Raw genomic sequence first — 18,442 nt, 5'->3', positions numbered from 1 at the left:
ATTTGACGAATATAAAATCTGTCAATCTACATTATCATATAGATTAGATATGCACAGCTAACGGTTTGCTTTCCATCAATAAAACAACACCTTCTTTTTTAAATTTCCAATTAGTAAAAGGAACAAAAAAAATGTTTTTTCCGCCAATTTGCATGAACCGCACCAAATCATGTATGCGTCAATAAAAGATCTTATTGATAAAACCGTTATCTCTACATGATTTGGATACTCATTTTTATTAATGATTATTTCATTGGGTAAATACACGCTATAAATATTAGCATTTCATGACCATAGGAGACGGAACCTATCTGAAAGAATAGACCGCAGAAAAGCAGGACTTGATTATTCCGGACAACTTCGGATTACATGCGCTGGATAATCTTAAACATCAGAATTTTATGGGAATAATTGAATACAGACATGAAAACGTTCTACAATTATTGCCTGGCAGTTACCTGTAAGTACATAGCATAAAGTTATAGGAGAGCAGACGATTGCAGATGAAATTCTCGACAGATAGGTACACAACTCTCTAAGAATAGAACTTAAAGGGGAATCTCTGAGAAAAAATAAGACAGAACAAACATAAACAAGGAGTTAATACTCCGTAATTTTGTATTTCAGCAATACTTTCTTGTAAGTAAAATCACTATATATTTGAGCAACGAAAAGCATGTCATAGCAGATTTTTCTAATTTACTGATTACTGCCCATCATTCTACAAAACCATACAACATGTGATATTTGATAATTACATATTTCGCTTGTAGTCAAATACTCTTTAGCTTGAAATTTATTATATTCAATAGTATTTCTTATTAATAATTTTAATTTTGTATCTAATGCAATATATTTGCAATGCAATTAAAGTATATAATAATCATGCTATAAACCAATTAGCATTATAAAATATTTTACACATTTAAATAAAATTTACTTTGAAAACACCGGACATTTCATTTCTATTACTTTGCTATTAAAGTTTGGTAATATAAGGGTAAAGAGAAAGGATGCTCAACAACAACATCCCTTTTCAACACTATTAACCTATTAATATATCTCTCCTTCCAACCTCCAAATTCAAATCCAATAATTAAAATCACTAGTGATATACTTTTAACTCTCCAAATCTGTAATTTCTACTTATTTCTAATCGTTATTTTTAGATGAGCTATTTAATAATTGATGTTCCCAAAGCTAACTGATTCCGAAATTTGCTTGATGCTCAACCATAATTTCATTCATTGCGGAACAGTATTTTGACGTGCCCAATCCCTTTGAAATTCTCCTCCAAAAACACTCCACTTAATTGGATCATCCTTTGGATTGCCATTTTCATATGCCTCCAATGTTGTTCCTCTTGAGGCATCTGTAACTACAAATAAATCACATCCTTCTCCTGCTGCTTGGATAGCTAGCATCGCAAGACAGACCTCAGTCCACAGAGCAGCAATTACTTTTTTCTCCTTGTCTCTGTAACCCAATCCACTGCATTAGGATCTTCCCTGGAATTAATCATTGTTCTGTTAAATGGTTTCTGTTCAGGGAAAACTTCCAGAAGCTGCTGTACCAAGCTGCCGCCAAGATTTTCTACAACAGTGGTAAAAAGGGTGGGAACTTCAAATGCTTTAGCCGTTTTTTGCAAGACCTACTACATTATTTATTATCGTTTGAGAATCATGGCTTCTGAGAGTGGCAAATTGAAATGGCTGATGATCTATTAAGATCAATACACAATTTTCAGGGCTTAAGAGAGCTTTGGAGCCCTCCTTTGATTAATAAATTTGTCATAATTCTAGATTGTTAATAATTATTATATGATGCACGAACCAGTTACTGTTACTTCTACTGATCGCAGCCAATTTTATACTTCAATATTTCTCCTCCTCCATTATTTGTACCATATCCTACAATAGTGTCTGTTCTTATGTTTTTATTACATAAATAAGTTATGGTAACAGAACAATCATGAGGTATATCAATCCAGACAGTTTTACTTTCTCCAACTTCAAGTTTATCTATATTTTCGACTTCGCAACCTGAAATATTTAAGTCCGTCAATATTGATGTACCAGAGTTTGTTAATGTTACTCGAATCATATTTATCAAAATAATTATAATCCAACAATACAAAAGCAGAACAATAATATTCATCGAAACAAAGCCAGCAGTTTTTAGCAATTTTTTATTCGCTTCTTTTATTTCTTTTGCTAGAATTAACCCCAAAGCGATCATATTAATTATGATGGCTATGCCAATAACAAATAGGGCCATTATTGTTTCGGGTTTCCAAAAACATAGTCCAAAAAAAAATGTTCCAAGTAAAAATGATACTAATCCTGTTATTTTTCCAATTTTTATGAGGTAGTATGCAGTCATTTTATAAAATTTAGTTAGTGATATAATTAAATCAAATATGGCTTCGTTAATTTAAGAATTCGCAATTTATATTGTAGTCCACCAATAACTTTTGTAGAATTAAGATAGGAATCCCTTGATTTATGGCATATTCATCTCAGTATCGCTAATTCCAGTTAAAAGCATTCGTATTCTAAACAAAAGCATTAAGACTGAAGTGGTTTCAGTTGGTCAGATCAAACTTTGTACAACCTCATAAGAAACTCACATTTTCTTTTCTTATGAATATTGATTAATCCCTCCGTCTGTCTGGATCATATTACAACAATTATAAATATTCTAATCCTCTATCGTTGTTGTTTTTATTTTATAAACTTATGTAAATAATTTAAAGATATCTTAAGCGTCAATATTAATATATTTAAAGCACTAAAAAAATCAAACATCTGTTAAAATATTTTAAGTAAGCTGTGCATTAATAAGAAAAATGGTTTTTATAAAGTATAATCTCTGGTTATTAAAAGATAACACTCTATTTTAACCCTTCCCTACACTGGTTAAAAATAAATCCTATCATTTAGCAGCTTCTTCTGAATCCACGTTACTAAGTTTTATTATTCAGATACAAAACGATAGAACCCAAAATTACATTACGAAAATCTTTTATAAGACAGTTGATATACTTAAAATATTGATTTCATGCGGGGACTTAATTGATTATAATGGTAACACTAATCAGAATATTGTGTCTTCAAAATTTCAAATTGTGTCGACCCTTTATTGTTTTTAGAATCTTCAATTTTATGTTTCAATTCTGGATCTAATTTATCTAAAATACATCCCAATGCAGCTCCTTTAGCATATGAAGCTGTTCTAGATAAAAATGGATATAATAAGCTATTTTTTGTAATATATTCTATAGTCTGTTCAAAATCCACTGCTTTTCCGTGTGTATTTGTTATCAAAGGTCTATCTTCATTACTAAGGACCGAATACCTATATTCTAAATAACGTGCAGTTCCTTCTATAGCTTCAACTATTAGTTTCTCCTATAAGTTGAGGCCATTTTTTGTAACGCTTATTTCGAATTTCCACCCATTTCCTCATAATCAAATCCAATTGTTCTAGATCGTTTGTTTTTATTCCCCTATCCAATAGTATATATTCTTTTTTCAGAAGATCAAAATGCTCTTTACAAACTGGATAATTATCGATATAATCCTTACCATTCTGGTCGTAAGACCAATTTTTCTGCACGTAAATATGAAAATCCTCATGCATTGAAAAATACTTAAAATCCGGAAATACAGAATCTGTTTTAAATAATTCCGGATAATATTTGAAAGCTAGTCTTTCCTTGTTATTTAGCATTGTGTAAGTAAATGCTGCAGGAAACCAATATTTGTAAATCGTCAGCAAAAAGTGGACATTTGATATTAAAAAGTTAAGGAGTATTTTCATAAAAAGAGTAATTTTAATTATGGCAACACCGAAAAAGAAACCGACCGAAAAATTTGTAAAAGATATTCGGCAAAACACCCGCAGAATATTTACCGCAGAGCAAAAGGTTCTAATCGTGATGGAAGGTCTTCGGGCTGAGACCTCCGTAGCCAAACTTTGTAGGAACCATAACATTGCACAATCGCAGTTTTATGCCTGGAACAAGGAGTTTATGGAAGCAGGAAAAAAGCGTCTCAATGGAGATGTCGCTCGTGAGGCTACGAGTGATGACGTACAACATGTAACCCATAATTATAAAGATCCTCGTTTATGTTAGCTATAGGAGAACGGACATTCAGATATTGTATATGAACTATCTTCTGAGAATATAATACTCCAAAAAAAAATTAGGGATAAGAATAATAAAAAGAAATCGTTTCATAAGTACTAATTTACGTCGCCAATGATTTCAACTATATACCCTTGTGCTCTAAGATCTGCAATTACTCCTGCCTGATAAGCCAGGCATGATTCTAAGGTAGGCTGATCCGAGGTATATAATTGTTGCCCTGTAATCTCCCCCATGCTATTGTAGAAAGTCACAGTCACTCCACATAATTGAAACATAGTTTCACTATCTGTAAGTTTTTCAAGTTTAATTTTCACTGTATTTTCAAAAGTGCTTTTCGCATTAACAAGTCCAGCAACTCCCAAAGCTGCTAAATGACTGATTTTTCCATTTTAATTTGAATTTGGGTTATAAGTATATTTTTTTGTAATGAAAAGATAACATTACAAATAATTTTCATTCTCAATTATGGAAATCCATAATTAATAAGCAATTTAATTACTTAACATTTAACAAATTAAATTATTGTAACATTTCCAAAATATTTATTGATACAATTTGTAACAATTTGCGTTTTTTGCTGATTTCATGGGCATAAAAAAGCGTATCCGAATACAAGCTAAAAAGCATTATGCTTTGTAAGTTACAAATACATTGAATTATAAATTTACAAGATCTATTCAAAAATAATAATGTGATTATGATCATAAACTATCTTATCATTAATGCCTAAGTTTGAAAAGGATAAAATCTAATAACTTTCATTATTTTGTGGTAACTTCCTCGGGCTGGGGAAGTTTTTAATGCAAAATCCCCAACCGAAGTTGAGGATAAAAAAACACAAATAGTGACTAAAAAATCACAAGGCTTTTAAAGATAATAAAAATTCAGATTTTAAAAATTCAAAAAAAATTATAGGTACCACACGACATACAAAAGCGGCTTATAATTTGATGGGAAATTAATTGATCATTTTCTAAAAACATTATTAACCAAAACATTACTATTATGATAATAGGTGAAGAATTATTAATTAAGCATGGAGCGGTTAATAAATATTTTGCCCCTGGCGAAATAATTTTCCGCGAAGACTCTACTCCCAACCAATATTTTCAGATTGTTACAGGGATGGTGGAGCTATTTAATTTCCATCAAAATGGAAGAGAATTTACTCATAACATTTTATATGACGGACAAAGCATTGGGGAATCTTTATTATTCACAGAAAAGCCTTATCCAATGAGCGCAATTGCTAAAACAGATTGTAATATATTGTGCCTTGGGCGAAATGAATTTACAAGTTTAGCTGCTCAAAACTTTGATGTAATGCAAAATCTCTTGCAATGCATGTCCGAAAGGCTTTATCATAAATACGTAATGCTCTTCAATATGTCAAGTATTGAGCCATCAGTAAAGATCAAAACCATTTTAGATTATATTAAAGATTACAATTTAAGGAATATTTCTGATGCTTTTGAAGTGCCATTTACACGGCAGCAGATAGCAAACCTAACAGGTATGGCTGTAGAAACTGTAATACGTACAATCAAAAAAATGGAGGCTGATAATATTTTAACAATTGAAAAAGGAAAGATACTTTACTAGTCTATATAATACTCAGAACGCATTAAGAAAATATATACTCTGGAGTTCTTCAAATGAAGGGCTTCTTTTCAATAAAATCTCCAACCGAAGCTGAAGATGTAAGGTACAAACTTGACCAAATATTCACATTCTTAAAAATTTACAATAGCTAAGTAATAAAACAGTTTATGATCACAATCATAAAAACACTTATTCATATTTACTAAATTAGAATATTAGTTTTTTAACTAAATCCATTAGTTTGATAGCTTCTCTTAACAGGGAAGCTTTTTCGTGAAACTTTTAAAATTATTTTAATACTGGATAAGAGTCTTTCATTTGAAGGGCTCTTTTTTTTAATGAATAATCCCCACTTTAGCGGGAATATTAGAAAAGCTTTTAGTTGATTATCTTATGAGGATCTCCAAAATACCTTTTGGTGATGAACAGAAAATATGATATTCTTTTTAAAGAATATCAACCTAATTAAGTGTCAGTTTTTAATACTCATCATGTTATGTTAAGCACAGCTATAAGGAGGGCTTGGCCCTGTACACCTATCATTGATACAGCATGCACCTTTAAAACATGGAAGTCCTGCCGGACCGCATGGTTCTTCCCCCCCGCCACTAATTCGTTTCAGTTCTTTTCTATATACTTTTTTTTAACGGTTCATGATTTATAGTTCTATGATTAAAGTATAATTAATACTTATTAAAACATTTTTTCTTTTCCCAGATTTCTTCTTCAATTATTTTTTCTTACAGCGTTATTAGATTTATACTCAGCCTCAACAGCATAAACTCTGATGTTTCTGTCTCCAAAGCAATACTTTGAATTTTTTAGAAAAAAATATAATACGCCGACTTTTGTCGCTACTCACACCTACTTTTGTATTAGTAATTAAATGATAAGAATTTTAGGTGTTTATTTTTATATGCCCAATAAAAATATACAAAAAATTTTGATTACTCAAACCCAATGCCGGGGATTATACAGCAAAAATTACAATTAACATTTTAAAAAGAAAAAATCATGGCAGAATTAACAAGACAACAAAAAGAAGCAATTGCTTGGGCTGATGTAGTAGCAGGATTAATGACAGCAGAGACAGGGTTTGTAAGCCTTTTCATAGCTGCTGCAGCTTCAATGGCATACTACAAAGATAAAGTAGCTAATGAAGGTTGGAAAGCTATTGTTACTGAAGAACCTATTCTTCCAAGCAACAGTAATAATTATGGTATTTTACATAATCTTACATGTGAAAAGTACTTAACAGACGGATATGATCAGGTTACTTATAACGAGGTTCTTATTACTGCGGTTAAGGTAAGGCCTGATCTGGCTGGTGAAATTTACGCAATTGCAGAGGATTATTTCCAGGAGAAAGTAGAAATGGCGGTGAATAAAAATTTGATATCTGTAGATGATAAATTAAATGCAATACTCGATACTGTTCCATTAAATGCTGCTGATACAGATAAAATCTATCAACTGTTAAATTCCCTCCCATTTTGATGGAAATTAAATAATTCCACCATCCCTGTAACAATCTGAAAATACAGGTTAGGAGTAGAGTCTTCGCGGAAAATTATTTCGCCAGAAGCAAAAAATTTGTAATCCGCACCATGCTTAATTAATAAATCTTCACTTATTATCATAATCGCAATCTTGTGGGGTTAAAAAATGTTTTAATAAAGATTAATTAAGGTTTACTATCAAATTATAAGCTTTTTTGTTTATGTGTGGTCCCTAATAAGATTTTGGGTAAAATAAAAATTAGGTCTTCATTTTAAACAACCATTGATTATATTTATTAATTAGCTTTAAGATTTATTCTATCATTATTTTAACCTAACTAAGGCTTGGTAAAATACCCCATTTATTCCAACGGCGATACCTCCCTATAGCCTCCATCCGATTAATAAATTTGCTTCAACAACTTCATAAAGACCATCAAGGGACTCATTACTAACAACTCGATATTCCATATTTTTTTTTAAAATTATATATTATAATAAACTTTATAGCTATAAATTTATTTAATTCTTAGATAAATATAGTAAATTTACTATTCAATAGTTTTGTTTTCTACAAAACATTGATGTTTTTTTGACCTGTCTTCGGACAGGTTTTTTTATTTAAAGAATCTCCCAACATATTATCATGATCACATCTTTGTTAAAATTTCAACTTTATTAAAATACAACCAATCCTAAAGCTACCCTAGAAGTTTCTGGTGAACCAACTAATATTTCAAAAATGGATGGTATTATTCCGCCCAAAATTACAGGAGCTGAGTTACGAGCAAAAAATTATGGAGCTGATCAAACAGGAGCTATGGTATATATTACACTTGCAGATCCAGCTCCTCCATCAGGTCAAACGATCAATGTAACAAGAACGGGGTATTTTTCTTTTAATGGTACGATATGGCAAGCTATTTCAACTCCCCCTTTAAATCTACCTAATGGTACAGGAACTGTTATTATGATTGATGGGGAGCAGCAAATAGCTCAGGAAATTTCTGCTAGAATGTCTACAAATTGGGAGACAGGTACTATAGCAACTACACCACTAGCAATCAATAACATTACAACTAAAATTATTGACAATTATAATACATTTACAGGAACAAGCACCAACAATTCTTTCACGATTAACGCTAATGGTACTTATTTAGTAACAATGAATTTTTCCGTACAACCTCAAGGAAACGCTTATAGTGGAGATTTTTACTATGGACTTTATAATAATACAGATAATAAATGGGAATCTCAGCTATTACAAACAATAACTTTAGCAGATGGAGAAGTAAGCAACTTAAGTTTTAATGTAGCTATGGACCTTGTTACAGGTAAAACTTATTCTTTTAGAATTATGAAAAGAATTGCAACAAAAATATTCATCCGGGGAGAATTAAGTGGAAATCCTTCTACTTTTTTTTCAGTTAACAGACTTAAATAAGAAATGGAAGCAAGGATTATGATTTGTGAAAAGCGGGTAAAGTCAATTCCGGCTACAAAACCAAAATAGATTCTAATCTACAATTTTGACAAATACATCAAAGTTCAGAGAAAGATTTTGCAAAGCTAAGGACGAGAAAACTAGTTAATTTATAAATAAAACAACCAGTTGTCGGTAGTTCTAGTGAAATCATTAGTCCTTAGATTTGGTGTTGAAAACAACTGCAGTTCGGAAATCAATCTAAATATAATTGAGAAAACACCTGCTGTGATAGCAGGTGTTTTTTTATATCATGGCATCCAACCTATTACATCTACCAGTCTTTCACACGATAACTTCATTTGGCTATATTATGAAATTTGGGAATAGATTGTTGTACTACTAATATGATTAAAGTAATTTATTTTTTGAGATTGTCCTTCTATCTTCAATATATTTTACACTCACAATTTTATCTCGAATAAATTCAGTTTTATTTTTTCGGTCAACAAACACGTCATCTGAAAGCCTATGAAAAAATTCACTTTCAATTTTTTCTCCTGTAATTAAAGTGATTATTCCGTCAAATGTACTTGTTTCAGCTTGTCTAATACTTTCTTCCAAACGTTCTTGTAAATCTTTTACAATCTGAAAGTAATACCCCACCACCTCTTCCCTACTGAAAAGCAGAGAGCCTCCGGCAAATGTTCTGAGTTCAGCGCCATGCAATCTCAGGCATTCCTCCTCAATCATTATATTGTTAAATTAGTGATGAATATAGCTTTTAATGTCTACTAGACTTTATGATTTGCAGCATAATGATATCATTTGTCAATCGTATTGATAGAATTAGGGAACAATCGTAATAAAAAGGTAGATCATAAATATGCCGATCAGCACAAATCCCTGCATAATGTTTGTTTTTCCTGTGGCCAGGGAAATCGTGATGATAAATAGCGATAGTCCCAAGAGAACGGTCGATTTGATGTCGATTCCCAATGTCATCCTAATCCCGCTCATTACTGATATGATCGCAATGGCAGGAATGCTCAGTCCGATGCTAGCCAGCGCAGAACCAAACGCCAGGTTCAGTGAAGTCTGTATCCTGTCATTTCTGGCCGCCCTGATTGCCGCAAGAGCTTCCGGTAAGAGCACAATTCCTGCAATGACAACACCTACTGCGGATCTTGGTGCTCCCACGGCTACCACTAGATATTCTACATCTCTTGAAAGAAGTTTGGCCATCAGAACAACCACACTTAAACTTACGATCAGCATAAAACTGCTGATATACATTTGCTTTCTCGAAACTTTGACTTTACCTTCGTATTCCACAGTTTTTTCCTTCGCTTTGTCACTGGGCGATATAAAAAAGCTCCGATGCCTGATCGTTTGCACCATCGTAAACCCAAGATAAAGTGTCAGGCATAACAACGCAATAAACAAAAGCTGAAACGAAGTATACTCACCTCCTTTGTGGCTTACTGTATAGTTAGGTAATATCAGAACAAAAACAACCACTGCTGTTAAAGTGATCAGAGCCGTGCTCACGCCTTTCAAAGTAAAGGCTTGCTCCCGGTATCTTATTGATCCAATGACAATACAGATGCCAATAATTCCATTAAGGATGAGCATAACTGCTGCAAAGACCGTATCCCTTGCCAGGGTGATGGTCTCCAAACCTTCAGCTCCAAGCATAATGGAAATGATAAGGCCGACCTCGATGACTGTCATGGCAAAGGCCAAAAGAAGGGTGCCAAAAGGCTCACCCAGGTGGTGTGCAAGCACTTCGGAGTGATAGACTGCTGTGAGCACGCTTCCCAGTAACAGGATAGTTAACAGGATCGAATAATAGCCTAATGAAAAGATGAAGCTCCCAAAATAGAAGAGCCAAGATAAAAGCGGCACGACTATCGTCCAATACCGTAAATACTTATGTTGATTCATAAAGAAGAATACAATTTAATTTTTGATGGTGTAGAGCGTACCATCTTTTGACAGCAAAATGTGTTCAATGCGCAGAAGGCCTTTAACCTTGTGAACTTGAACAAAAGGACATAGTAGCTCATTTGAATTGATAAAGAAATACCACATTGCCAGTATAGGCATGTTTCGACTCATCCCTTACTACGAGTCTTGCACCGACAACGACCTTGACCATCCCCCGAAGGTCATTCACCGATCTGATCGTCGCCTGCAATGATACTTCAGAATTTACTTTCACGGGTATGCCGAATCTCAGGTCTTCAATTCCGTAATTGATCTCGAGGCTTACATTCTGCACCGTTGCGATGTGCTTCCATAGATAGGGAATCAGTGCAAGCGTGAGATAGTCGTGTGCTATAGTTGATCCGTAAGGGCTTTTAATAGATGCCCTGTCGCTGTCCACATGAATCCACTGGTGATCCATAGTGGCATCTGCAAATCGGTCGATCTGGTTCTGGTCAATTGTATGCCATGGAGAACTTCCGACCATGACTACCTCCAGTGACTTATATTCTTCGTAATTGTTGATGATCTGCATGTATTTTCTGATTTAATAGTTCAATGGCAGCGGTATGATTTCCGTAAAAAGATAAAAGCCTCTCGCAACATGCGGGAGGCCGGTAATATAACTAATATATTAAATTACTATATTGATCAGATTATGCCAGTTTAACGTTGATTGCGCTTAAACCCCTATCTCCTTTCTGTACGTTGAAAACAACCTCGTCGTTCTCACGGATGCCTCTTGACTCAAGTCCTGAGGTATGTACAAAGATGTCTGCTCCACCTTCTGATGGTGCAATGAAACCGAAGCCTTTTGCTTCGTTGAAAAATTTTACGGTGCCTTTTTGCATTGTAATAAAATTAAAAAATTAATATAATGGATCTGTACACTTTACAGATTTAATTTTTGAAGTTAATGATGATCTGTAGGACAAACTGAAGCATTTGTCGTTATTACCTATCATTCTTTGCGCGGCTCATTGATGCTATCCATAAGACACTTAAATATCATGGCCTGTACTGTCGGGTCATTTTTTAAGATCAATGGAATCATGATTCTCAATATTATTAAAAAAATTGGATCTATAAACGGGAAACTGTAAAAGCAAGACTGATAGTTGTCATAGACCAGTGAAGCGAAGGCAGGAACCTTTCTTTATGAATACTTTGCAAAGGTAAATCAATATTCCTCGAAATTAAAAAATATAAATAATTGATTATCATTATTTTATTCATACATTGCGCACACAGAAGAATTATTTGCACAGTGCGGATGATCAAAGTTTCCGTAAATATGCAGACCCATTCAGCTACACCACAGACCCTATCTCATACCGTTGAAGAGCATTCCATACCACAGGTTCGTATTGCTTATTTCATTATGGTACACCAGCGACCGGAGGCCCTTATGACTTTGCTTGAGAAAATATATACCCGTGATCAATTCTACCTGATACACATTGACCGGAAAGCCAGTTCCGAAACAACGGAAGCGATCCAGGATTATGTAATTCAATATCCGAATGTCTACATTCTGGAAAGTATGAATATCATATCAGGGGGATTCAGCATGATTCAGGCGGAGCTTAACGCCATGGAATTCTTACTCAATGCCAGCAAGCAGTGGGACTATCTGATCAACCTTAGTGGCGAAGATCTTCCATTGAGATCCCAGCACATCATCAGGCAATTTCTGACGGTCAATGCGGGAAGAAATTACATCTTTTATTATGATCAGAAGTTTTATAGACCCGACACATTGCAAAGAATCCAGAATCACTTTACAGAATTAACCCACAAGATTTCCTCGCTTATCTATAAAAGAGACTTTATGAGGGACGTCACACCATACATAGGCGGCAAATGGTCATTTATACTGTTCTCTCTCGACATATCAGATGCTGTTTCATTTCCTTCTTCATCTATTGAAATATTAGTCAGACCTAAATTGTAATAATTAGATAATCCATCTACTGGGGAAAAAGTTACTCTTTTAGGAATTTCCATAGTTCCTACACTTACAAACTCGTATTTAATTCCTTCTGCTTCATCTTTAAATTCATAGTCATAGCAAAGGTCTATCAGCTTTTCCATACATTAATTTAAAGCAAAAATAAACTATATCTTTTTAGAGATAGACTTTATGAAAAAAAACTACAAATATTTGTGGTTTTAATATCTATTCAAAATAAATACCTATTTTAAAAAAATAATTTTGAACAAAACACAAATATTTATATCATCACTTTGTGATATTTTAGTTATATATATTTACTCTTTCAAAATATCTTTTTCTGCAAAATTCAAATTTCCAATAATTTGCAGTATTAATTTTTGTTTCACAAAAACTTCCAGGACTTACCATCGCCAATATATTTTATAATTTATATTAAGATTAAATAAGCTAAAAAAATGTACATTTGGATGAAAAAAAAATTTAAAAATGAAAAAAAATTTATTATCATTAGCCTTGTTCCTTCCTGTATTATATTATACACAAGTAGGCGTCCATACATCTACTCCTCAGAAAACTTTGCATGTTAACGGATCCTTACAAGTTGTAAATGAATTGAATGTAGGTGGGACTTCTTCTACTCCCGGATCATCTGGAAATGTAGGTCAAGTACTTAAATCTAATGGGCCAGGTGCCCCCCCTTCTTGGCAAAACCTTGCCGGAGCTCCAACATCTACCGGGACGGTAATTGCAGTTAATGGACAATTTTTGGTTGCTCAGGAAATTATAGTTCAAATGACTGCAGACTTTACAAATTCCGGCACAGGTACTGCGGTAACTATAGGGAATTTAAACAATGAAATTGTTGATAATGAGAACCTTTATACAGGTTCAGCTACAACTAATACTTTTAAAGTATCGGCAGATGGCGTTTATCAGATAACAATGAATGGACAGTTATCAACAACTAATGGAACGTCGCCTGTTATAGGAATTTGGGATGATACAAACAATAATTGGGTGGCTCGAGTTAATGATCTTTATACAGCGACAACTGGCAGTTTACAGACATATACTCTACTTACATCTATTCCTATGCTGACATCTAATACATATTCATTCAGAATTGTAAATACAGCCAGCATAACCATAAAGCATTTAAGTTCAGGAAGTACTGGTTCGGGTCCTATTACACAAATGTCGTTGAAACGATTAAAATAAAAGTTATTTACGTCTTCACATTTAAAAAATTTTTAGCATTTATAATTCTAATAAAAGAAAAAATATGGAGTAAGAAAATAAGACCTCTCAGCCGCAAGAGGCATTTCATAAATTATAACTCCTCTTCAGAAAATGAAAGGGAGTTTCTTTTCTGGATTATTCTATTCCTTCGAAACATATAAAATCAACTATTAGGCTTAAAGTGTAAAATTTATCGTTTTATACCAAACTAAGAATGGAAGGTTTGAATTCTCCATAACAGTTCCACTACGTAGTGAAGTTCGAAAAGAGCATGATTTGCATTGATAACTCCATTTTGATGGGAGCCAATAATGTTCTTTTCCTTTACATCGCTTGCAACAAACACCCTCTTTATCTCGTTGCTCTTTAAAATGCTTCCTACAATCCTCTTCTGTACCAAAATGTGCCGTGAAATTGAAAATATTCATATAAATAAACCGTTGAATAAGATTTATTTATTTTTAATTGCCATTTTCTTTATTTCTTCATTCGTATTATTATCAAGAATTTTAGCATACCGATAAAAAGTTGCTCTAGTCAAACCAAGTGGCTTGTAAATCTCCTCTGGAGACTTAGTTGGATCTTATAAAAAGAGCGCATTATTAAAAGTTTAGAAATTTTTTCTCTTGTAAATCCTTTTGGTCTTCCGCCAGTCCTTCCTCTTGCTCTTGCCGATTGTAGACCTGCATTTGTTCTCTCTCTTATTAATTCTCTTTCATATTCCGCCAAAGATGCCATTAGATTTAAAAATAGACGACCATTAATTGTCGATGTATCTACACCATCTATAAGACCTTTTATTATAATTCCCTTGTCACTTAAACCAAGAACCAGATCAATAATATGTTTTAAACTTCTTCCTAATCGATCTAGTCTCCAAACATACAATTCATCACCTTCTCTGAAATGCTCAATCATTTTATCCAGTTCAGGACGATTCTTAGTTGAACCTGAAATTTTCTCTTGATATATTTTTTCACAACCTGCTTTTTCTAAAGCTTCAATTTGTAAATCCAAATTTTGATCTTTGGTAGAAACTCTTGCATATCCTATTTTCATAATTTGTTACATTAAACTCATCTCTCATAAATTTATGAAACTTTGTTTAATGATACGAGATTTTGAGAAATTAATTGAAAAGATAAAATGATTTAAAACAATCAATTTAAAAATCTCATAAAACCACCGAATTTTTATTAAATATTTGATAATTATCTATTCCACTATTCAAACTAAATTCTTATAGCTGTAAAGTGGATAAAATTTGCAGATCATCAACGAATCGGTGCGATATTTGTTCCTTTTCGACTACTTATCATATTTGTACTTGGGATCATAAAAGGATAAACACAAGGCACTAAATTTGGAATTTAATATTCTAAGATTAACTTTAAATATTTTGTGGTAAATCCATCAATCGAGGAAATTTTCTATTCAAATCACTTAAGAATAATACATTAATATTCTACTAAAAACAATTATTCCAATTAAATTAATTATAATATATTAGCATCTTTTTTGAATGAGAAATAAATAAATTCGTATAAAATTAAATTACATGACAAGTAAAATAATTGGTACTGGACATTATATACCCTTAGAGGTTATTGATAATTTATTTTTTTATGGAAATCTTTTTTTTGATGAAAAAGGTAAGAGATTGGAACATAATAATGCTACAATTGCTGAAAAACTAAAAGAGATTACGGGTATACAAGAAAGACGGTATGCATCTAAGGAATTGGTTACTTCAGATCTAGGTCTTATTGCAGCAAAAACAGCGATAACAAATTCTACGATTGACCCTGAGACATTAGATTATATAATATTTGCCCATAATTTTGGAGATGTTCCTTATGGGGAGATCCAATCTGACGCTGTTCCTAGTTTAGCGTCAAGAATTAAACATCAATTGGGAATTAAAAATAATTATTGTGTTGCCTATGATTTGATATTTGGATGTCCTGGGTGGATTGAGGGAGTAATCCAGGCTAATGCATTTATTAAAGCCAGTATTGCTAAGACTTGTTTGGTTGTAGGGGCTGAAACTTTATCTCGAGTATCTGATATTCATGATCGGGATAGCATGATTTATGCTGATGGTGCAGGGGCAGTAATTCTTCAAGCGACAGAGACCGATTCTGGTATTAAGTCACATGTTTCTGCTTCTTACACTTTAAAAGAGAAGGATTATCTTTATTTTGGAAGATCTTATAATTGTGCAAATTCGTCAGATACTAAATTCATTAAAATGAACGGTAGAAAAATATATGAATTTGCTCTTTTGCATGTACCGGAAGCCATGAAAAAGTGTCTTGACGAGAGTGGATATAAGATTGGGGAATTAAACAAAATTATTATTCATCAGGCTAATGAGAAAATGGATGAAGAAATTGTAAATCGTTTTTACAAATTATATAATACCCCAGTTCCTAAAGATATTATGCCTATGATCATAAGTAAACTTGGAAACAGTAGTGTGGCAACAGTACCAACACTACTTTCAATGATTTTAAATAACGAACTTCAAGATCATTATATAAAGAAGAATGATATCGTATTATTTGCTTCTGTTGGAGCTGGTATGAATATAAATGCCTTGGTATATAAATTTTAGTATTGATTTTATGACACTTAAATAATTAATATACTTATAAAAATATAATTTGCTTTTGTTTTATTGAATAAAAAAATTTTAGAAAACATTTTTAGTTGCCTGCTAATTATTAATTAAACTAACTTATGTTAACTGCATTAACTCCTTTTGCAATGTTTTGCACGTTATATACTACGAGAGAGCTGTTCAGGAATATTTGACCTCCATGGAATGATAACAGGTATATTTACTTAAAAACAAAAGACTTGATTTAATAAATAATAATTAACCTTGTTTACATAGTAAAATAGCATTTATAAAATTCGTTAAAGATTTTTGCTATATATAGAAAAAACCTGTCCGAAGACAGGCTAGAGAAACAGCAATGTTATTGTTAGAAACAAATACATTGACTATAAAGTTACGTTTTTTTCAAATACATTATAATTAGGATGAAAATTAACTTATAATCAATATAAAAGAATAATAATCATCAAATTGTGGCTTCCACGAGGGAAACACATGATAATTTTAACGTGTGAGAGAATCATTATTATTACAGGATAGACCTATCTAATGGGTGCGATTATTAAGACTGGTTGCAACATCTTATGTTTTGGCAGAATAGAATTTTTGACTTAATGAAAGTCTATTACATCAACTATAAAAAGATAAAATCTGATAATTCTTGATTCTGAGAAAGGAAAAATACTGTACTTACCTTTGTGATTAAGGTCATAGACCTACTAAAACTTAAATCAATAAATTTGTGTGAAAATATTTTAAAATAACTTTCAACATTTTATTGTGGTACTCTTTTACCGGGAAGCTTTTTATTTCAAATACATTAATATTGGAGTCTTTAATTGAAGAGCTTTTTTATAACTAAATAATTACCGTTAAAAACTTAGAAATTTCACCAATAGCCGTATAAAGTCGCCCATTGATCTTTTACCGATGGATTTTACAAAAGGTCACCTATCCAAAAGATATTCTGCCATGTATAAAATATAGTTAACACCAAATTCTACTTCAATCTATACTCTCTAAAATTTTATATCTTTTCGGCGATCTATTCTGGCTGAATAATTACAAAGTGTACAAATTTAAACTCATTTTTTATATTGGTGCGTAAACGTCGTATTGCCTCAGTGATTTCTTCTGTGTCGAGGTGATCTTTAAAATCTATAATGAGCATAAGGACTACCTCCTCTGGAGATTGGTAGGTCGAAAGGATATTTTTTGTTTTCACTACCGAAACATCCATTTCTGCGAGCTGGGAAATTTTTCTTCTTGTTTCGGGAGCAATCCCTTCTCCCATCAATAAGCTTCGGCTTTCTCTGGCTAAAATAAAAGAAACAAAAACCAATATCAGCCCTACAAGTACCGACGCCAGACCGTCCAATGCTGGAATTTGCAGTGAGTGGCTTAGGCTCATTAAAATTATCACAATAATTAAACCTGCAACTGCTGCTCCATCTTCAAAAACTACAAGAAAACTTGAGGGATCTTTACTTTTAATAATAGCCTCCCACCAACCAAGTCCTTTACGGACCTTATTAAATTCTTTTACAGCGATAATTAAAGATGTTCCTTCGAAGATCAACGATAGAAATAATACAATATAATTCCAAAATGGATCCTTCATCAGTTCAGGTTCGATGATATGTGAAACTCCCTGGTATATAGACAAGGTACCACCCAGTCCAAATATTAAGATAGATACGACAAAAGACCAGAAATACAGTTCTTTGCCATATCCAAATGGATGAGACACGTCAGGTGCTTTTTTACTCCTCTTAAGTCCATAAAGAAGCAACAGCTGGTTAGCGGTATCAACTGTTGAATGGATTCCTTCGGAGATCATGGAAGAGCTGTTTGTAAATGCCCCTGCAATAAATTTTGTTAGTGCGATTAGAAGGTTTGCTGCAAGAGCACTGTATATTGATTTTTTATTGTCGGTCATTAATAGCCTTACTAA

General features: G+C 32.7%; 18 protein-coding genes and 3 pseudogenes. 7 read left to right on the top strand and 14 right to left on the bottom strand.

Features of this window, described 5'->3' with window-relative positions:
- Positions 1–1,244: 1,244 nt before the first annotated feature.
- From ACNFU2_RS19910 to ACNFU2_RS19890, 5 genes are all read right to left on the bottom strand, one after another.
- Positions 1,245–1,487: a hypothetical protein gene (locus tag ACNFU2_RS19910; RefSeq protein ID WP_418122815.1), complete on the bottom strand. Its 243-nt coding sequence runs from the start codon at positions 1,485–1,487 to the stop codon at positions 1,245–1,247.
- Entirely contained in the window at positions 1,457–1,648 is a 192-nt protein-coding gene (locus tag ACNFU2_RS19905; RefSeq protein WP_418122813.1) for a hypothetical protein, read from the bottom strand. The genes ACNFU2_RS19910 and ACNFU2_RS19905 overlap by 31 nt, the downstream gene beginning before the upstream one ends.
- A gap of 200 nt (positions 1,649–1,848) precedes the next feature.
- Positions 1,849–2,382 (bottom strand): hypothetical protein, encoded by a 534-nt coding sequence (locus ACNFU2_RS19900; RefSeq protein WP_418122811.1) that lies wholly within the window; start codon positions 2,380–2,382, stop codon positions 1,849–1,851.
- 710 nt (positions 2,383–3,092) lie between these two features.
- Entirely contained in the window at positions 3,093–3,326 is a 234-nt protein-coding gene (locus tag ACNFU2_RS19895; protein WP_418122809.1) for a hypothetical protein, read from the bottom strand.
- Positions 3,327–3,393: 67 nt separating this feature from the next.
- Positions 3,394–3,822 carry a hypothetical protein gene (locus ACNFU2_RS19890; RefSeq protein ID WP_418122807.1) on the bottom strand — a complete coding sequence of 143 codons (429 nt, stop codon included), beginning with the start codon at positions 3,820–3,822 and terminating at the stop codon, positions 3,394–3,396.
- Between the two features lie 19 nt (positions 3,823–3,841).
- Here ACNFU2_RS19890 and ACNFU2_RS19885 point away from each other — a divergent pair.
- Positions 3,842–4,099: pseudogene (locus ACNFU2_RS19885) on the top strand (transposase); the annotation flags it as partial.
- Between the two features lie 149 nt (positions 4,100–4,248).
- On the opposite strand, the gene ACNFU2_RS19880 reads toward ACNFU2_RS19885, so the two are convergent.
- Complete coding sequence (locus ACNFU2_RS19880) at positions 4,249–4,467, bottom strand: hypothetical protein (protein WP_418122806.1); 219 nt, start codon at positions 4,465–4,467, stop codon at positions 4,249–4,251.
- Positions 4,468–5,158: 691 nt separating this feature from the next.
- On the opposite strand from ACNFU2_RS19880, the gene ACNFU2_RS19875 reads away from it, so the two are divergent.
- From ACNFU2_RS19875 to ACNFU2_RS19865, 3 genes are all read left to right on the top strand, one after another.
- Positions 5,159–5,755, top strand: a complete 597-nt coding sequence (locus ACNFU2_RS19875; protein WP_273650989.1) for a Crp/Fnr family transcriptional regulator — start codon at positions 5,159–5,161, stop codon at positions 5,753–5,755.
- Positions 5,756–6,769: 1,014 nt separating this feature from the next.
- On the top strand, positions 6,770–7,252 hold the full coding sequence (locus ACNFU2_RS19870; protein ID WP_418122804.1) for a hypothetical protein: 483 nt from the start codon (positions 6,770–6,772) through the stop codon (positions 7,250–7,252).
- A 744-nt stretch (positions 7,253–7,996) separates the two neighbouring features.
- On the top strand, positions 7,997–8,701 hold the full coding sequence (locus ACNFU2_RS19865; RefSeq protein ID WP_418122802.1) for a hypothetical protein: 705 nt from the start codon (positions 7,997–7,999) through the stop codon (positions 8,699–8,701).
- 390 nt (positions 8,702–9,091) lie between these two features.
- Here the strand turns inward: ACNFU2_RS19865 and ACNFU2_RS19860 are convergent, their stop codons facing one another.
- From ACNFU2_RS19860 to ACNFU2_RS19845, 4 genes are all read right to left on the bottom strand, one after another.
- Positions 9,092–9,433: a hypothetical protein gene (locus tag ACNFU2_RS19860; RefSeq protein WP_418122800.1), complete on the bottom strand. Its 342-nt coding sequence runs from the start codon at positions 9,431–9,433 to the stop codon at positions 9,092–9,094.
- A 96-nt stretch (positions 9,434–9,529) separates the two neighbouring features.
- Positions 9,530–10,627: a calcium:proton antiporter gene (locus ACNFU2_RS19855; protein ID WP_418122798.1), complete on the bottom strand. Its 1,098-nt coding sequence runs from the start codon at positions 10,625–10,627 to the stop codon at positions 9,530–9,532.
- A 118-nt stretch (positions 10,628–10,745) separates the two neighbouring features.
- Entirely contained in the window at positions 10,746–11,204 is a 459-nt protein-coding gene (locus ACNFU2_RS19850; protein ID WP_273650984.1) for a MaoC family dehydratase, read from the bottom strand.
- A 121-nt stretch (positions 11,205–11,325) separates the two neighbouring features.
- Positions 11,326–11,520 carry a cold-shock protein gene (locus tag ACNFU2_RS19845; protein WP_027378543.1) on the bottom strand — a complete coding sequence of 65 codons (195 nt, stop codon included), beginning with the start codon at positions 11,518–11,520 and terminating at the stop codon, positions 11,326–11,328.
- Positions 11,521–11,963: 443 nt separating this feature from the next.
- Here ACNFU2_RS19845 and ACNFU2_RS19840 point away from each other — a divergent pair, with 443 nt between their 5' ends.
- Entirely contained in the window at positions 11,964–12,623 is a 660-nt protein-coding gene (locus tag ACNFU2_RS19840; RefSeq protein ID WP_273650983.1) for a beta-1,6-N-acetylglucosaminyltransferase, read from the top strand.
- An 8-nt stretch (positions 12,624–12,631) separates the two neighbouring features.
- Here ACNFU2_RS19840 and ACNFU2_RS19835 read toward each other — a convergent pair.
- Positions 12,632–12,676, bottom strand: a pseudogene (locus ACNFU2_RS19835) (hypothetical protein); the annotation flags it as partial.
- 463 nt (positions 12,677–13,139) lie between these two features.
- Here ACNFU2_RS19835 and ACNFU2_RS19830 point away from each other — a divergent pair.
- The gene (locus tag ACNFU2_RS19830) at positions 13,140–13,844 is read left to right on the top strand and encodes a hypothetical protein (RefSeq protein WP_418122795.1); all 705 of its coding nucleotides are present in this window, start codon (positions 13,140–13,142) and stop codon (positions 13,842–13,844) included.
- Between the two features lie 212 nt (positions 13,845–14,056).
- Here ACNFU2_RS19830 and ACNFU2_RS19825 read toward each other — a convergent pair.
- Positions 14,057–14,293 (bottom strand): annotated as a pseudogene (locus tag ACNFU2_RS19825) (IS1595 family transposase); the annotation flags it as partial.
- Between the two features lie 109 nt (positions 14,294–14,402).
- Complete coding sequence (locus tag ACNFU2_RS19820; RefSeq protein WP_418122792.1) at positions 14,403–14,924, bottom strand: recombinase family protein; 522 nt, start codon at positions 14,922–14,924, stop codon at positions 14,403–14,405.
- A gap of 499 nt (positions 14,925–15,423) precedes the next feature.
- On the opposite strand from ACNFU2_RS19820, the gene ACNFU2_RS19815 reads away from it, so the two are divergent.
- On the top strand, positions 15,424–16,482 hold the full coding sequence (locus tag ACNFU2_RS19815) for a 3-oxoacyl-ACP synthase III family protein (protein WP_273650973.1): 1,059 nt from the start codon (positions 15,424–15,426) through the stop codon (positions 16,480–16,482).
- Positions 16,483–17,533: 1,051 nt separating this feature from the next.
- Here ACNFU2_RS19815 and ACNFU2_RS19810 read toward each other — a convergent pair.
- The gene (locus ACNFU2_RS19810; RefSeq protein WP_273650972.1) at positions 17,534–18,427 is read right to left on the bottom strand and encodes a cation diffusion facilitator family transporter; all 894 of its coding nucleotides are present in this window, start codon (positions 18,425–18,427) and stop codon (positions 17,534–17,536) included.
- Between the last annotated feature and the right edge of the window lie 15 nt (positions 18,428–18,442).

Origin of the sequence: Chryseobacterium sp. PTM-20240506, assembly GCF_048296755.1 — a bacterium.
Taxonomy (GTDB): Bacteria; Bacteroidota; Bacteroidia; order Flavobacteriales; family Weeksellaceae; genus Chryseobacterium; species Chryseobacterium proteolyticum.
Note: the sequence above shows the minus strand (reverse complement) of the source record. Positions and strands in the feature narration are given on the sequence as shown.

Coding starts and splice junctions, on each gene's coding strand:
- ACNFU2_RS19855 (WP_418122798.1), bottom strand. CDS start 10,627: ATGAATCAACATAAGTATTTACGGTATTGGACGATAGTCGTGCCGCTT.
- ACNFU2_RS19840 (WP_273650983.1), top strand. CDS start 11,964: ATGCAGACCCATTCAGCTACACCACAGACCCTATCTCATACCGTTGAA.
- ACNFU2_RS19815 (WP_273650973.1), top strand. CDS start 15,424: ATGACAAGTAAAATAATTGGTACTGGACATTATATACCCTTAGAGGTT.
- ACNFU2_RS19875 (WP_273650989.1), top strand. CDS start 5,159: ATGATAATAGGTGAAGAATTATTAATTAAGCATGGAGCGGTTAATAAA.
- ACNFU2_RS19850 (WP_273650984.1), bottom strand. CDS start 11,204: ATGCAGATCATCAACAATTACGAAGAATATAAGTCACTGGAGGTAGTC.
- ACNFU2_RS19820 (WP_418122792.1), bottom strand. CDS start 14,924: ATGAAAATAGGATATGCAAGAGTTTCTACCAAAGATCAAAATTTGGAT.
- ACNFU2_RS19810 (WP_273650972.1), bottom strand. CDS start 18,427: ATGACCGACAATAAAAAATCAATATACAGTGCTCTTGCAGCAAACCTT.
- ACNFU2_RS19865 (WP_418122802.1), top strand. CDS start 7,997: ATGGATGGTATTATTCCGCCCAAAATTACAGGAGCTGAGTTACGAGCA.
- ACNFU2_RS19860 (WP_418122800.1), bottom strand. CDS start 9,433: ATGATTGAGGAGGAATGCCTGAGATTGCATGGCGCTGAACTCAGAACA.
- ACNFU2_RS19900 (WP_418122811.1), bottom strand. CDS start 2,382: ATGACTGCATACTACCTCATAAAAATTGGAAAAATAACAGGATTAGTA.
- ACNFU2_RS19870 (WP_418122804.1), top strand. CDS start 6,770: ATGGCAGAATTAACAAGACAACAAAAAGAAGCAATTGCTTGGGCTGAT.
- ACNFU2_RS19890 (WP_418122807.1), bottom strand. CDS start 3,822: ATGAAAATACTCCTTAACTTTTTAATATCAAATGTCCACTTTTTGCTG.
- ACNFU2_RS19845 (WP_027378543.1), bottom strand. CDS start 11,520: ATGCAAAAAGGCACCGTAAAATTTTTCAACGAAGCAAAAGGCTTCGGT.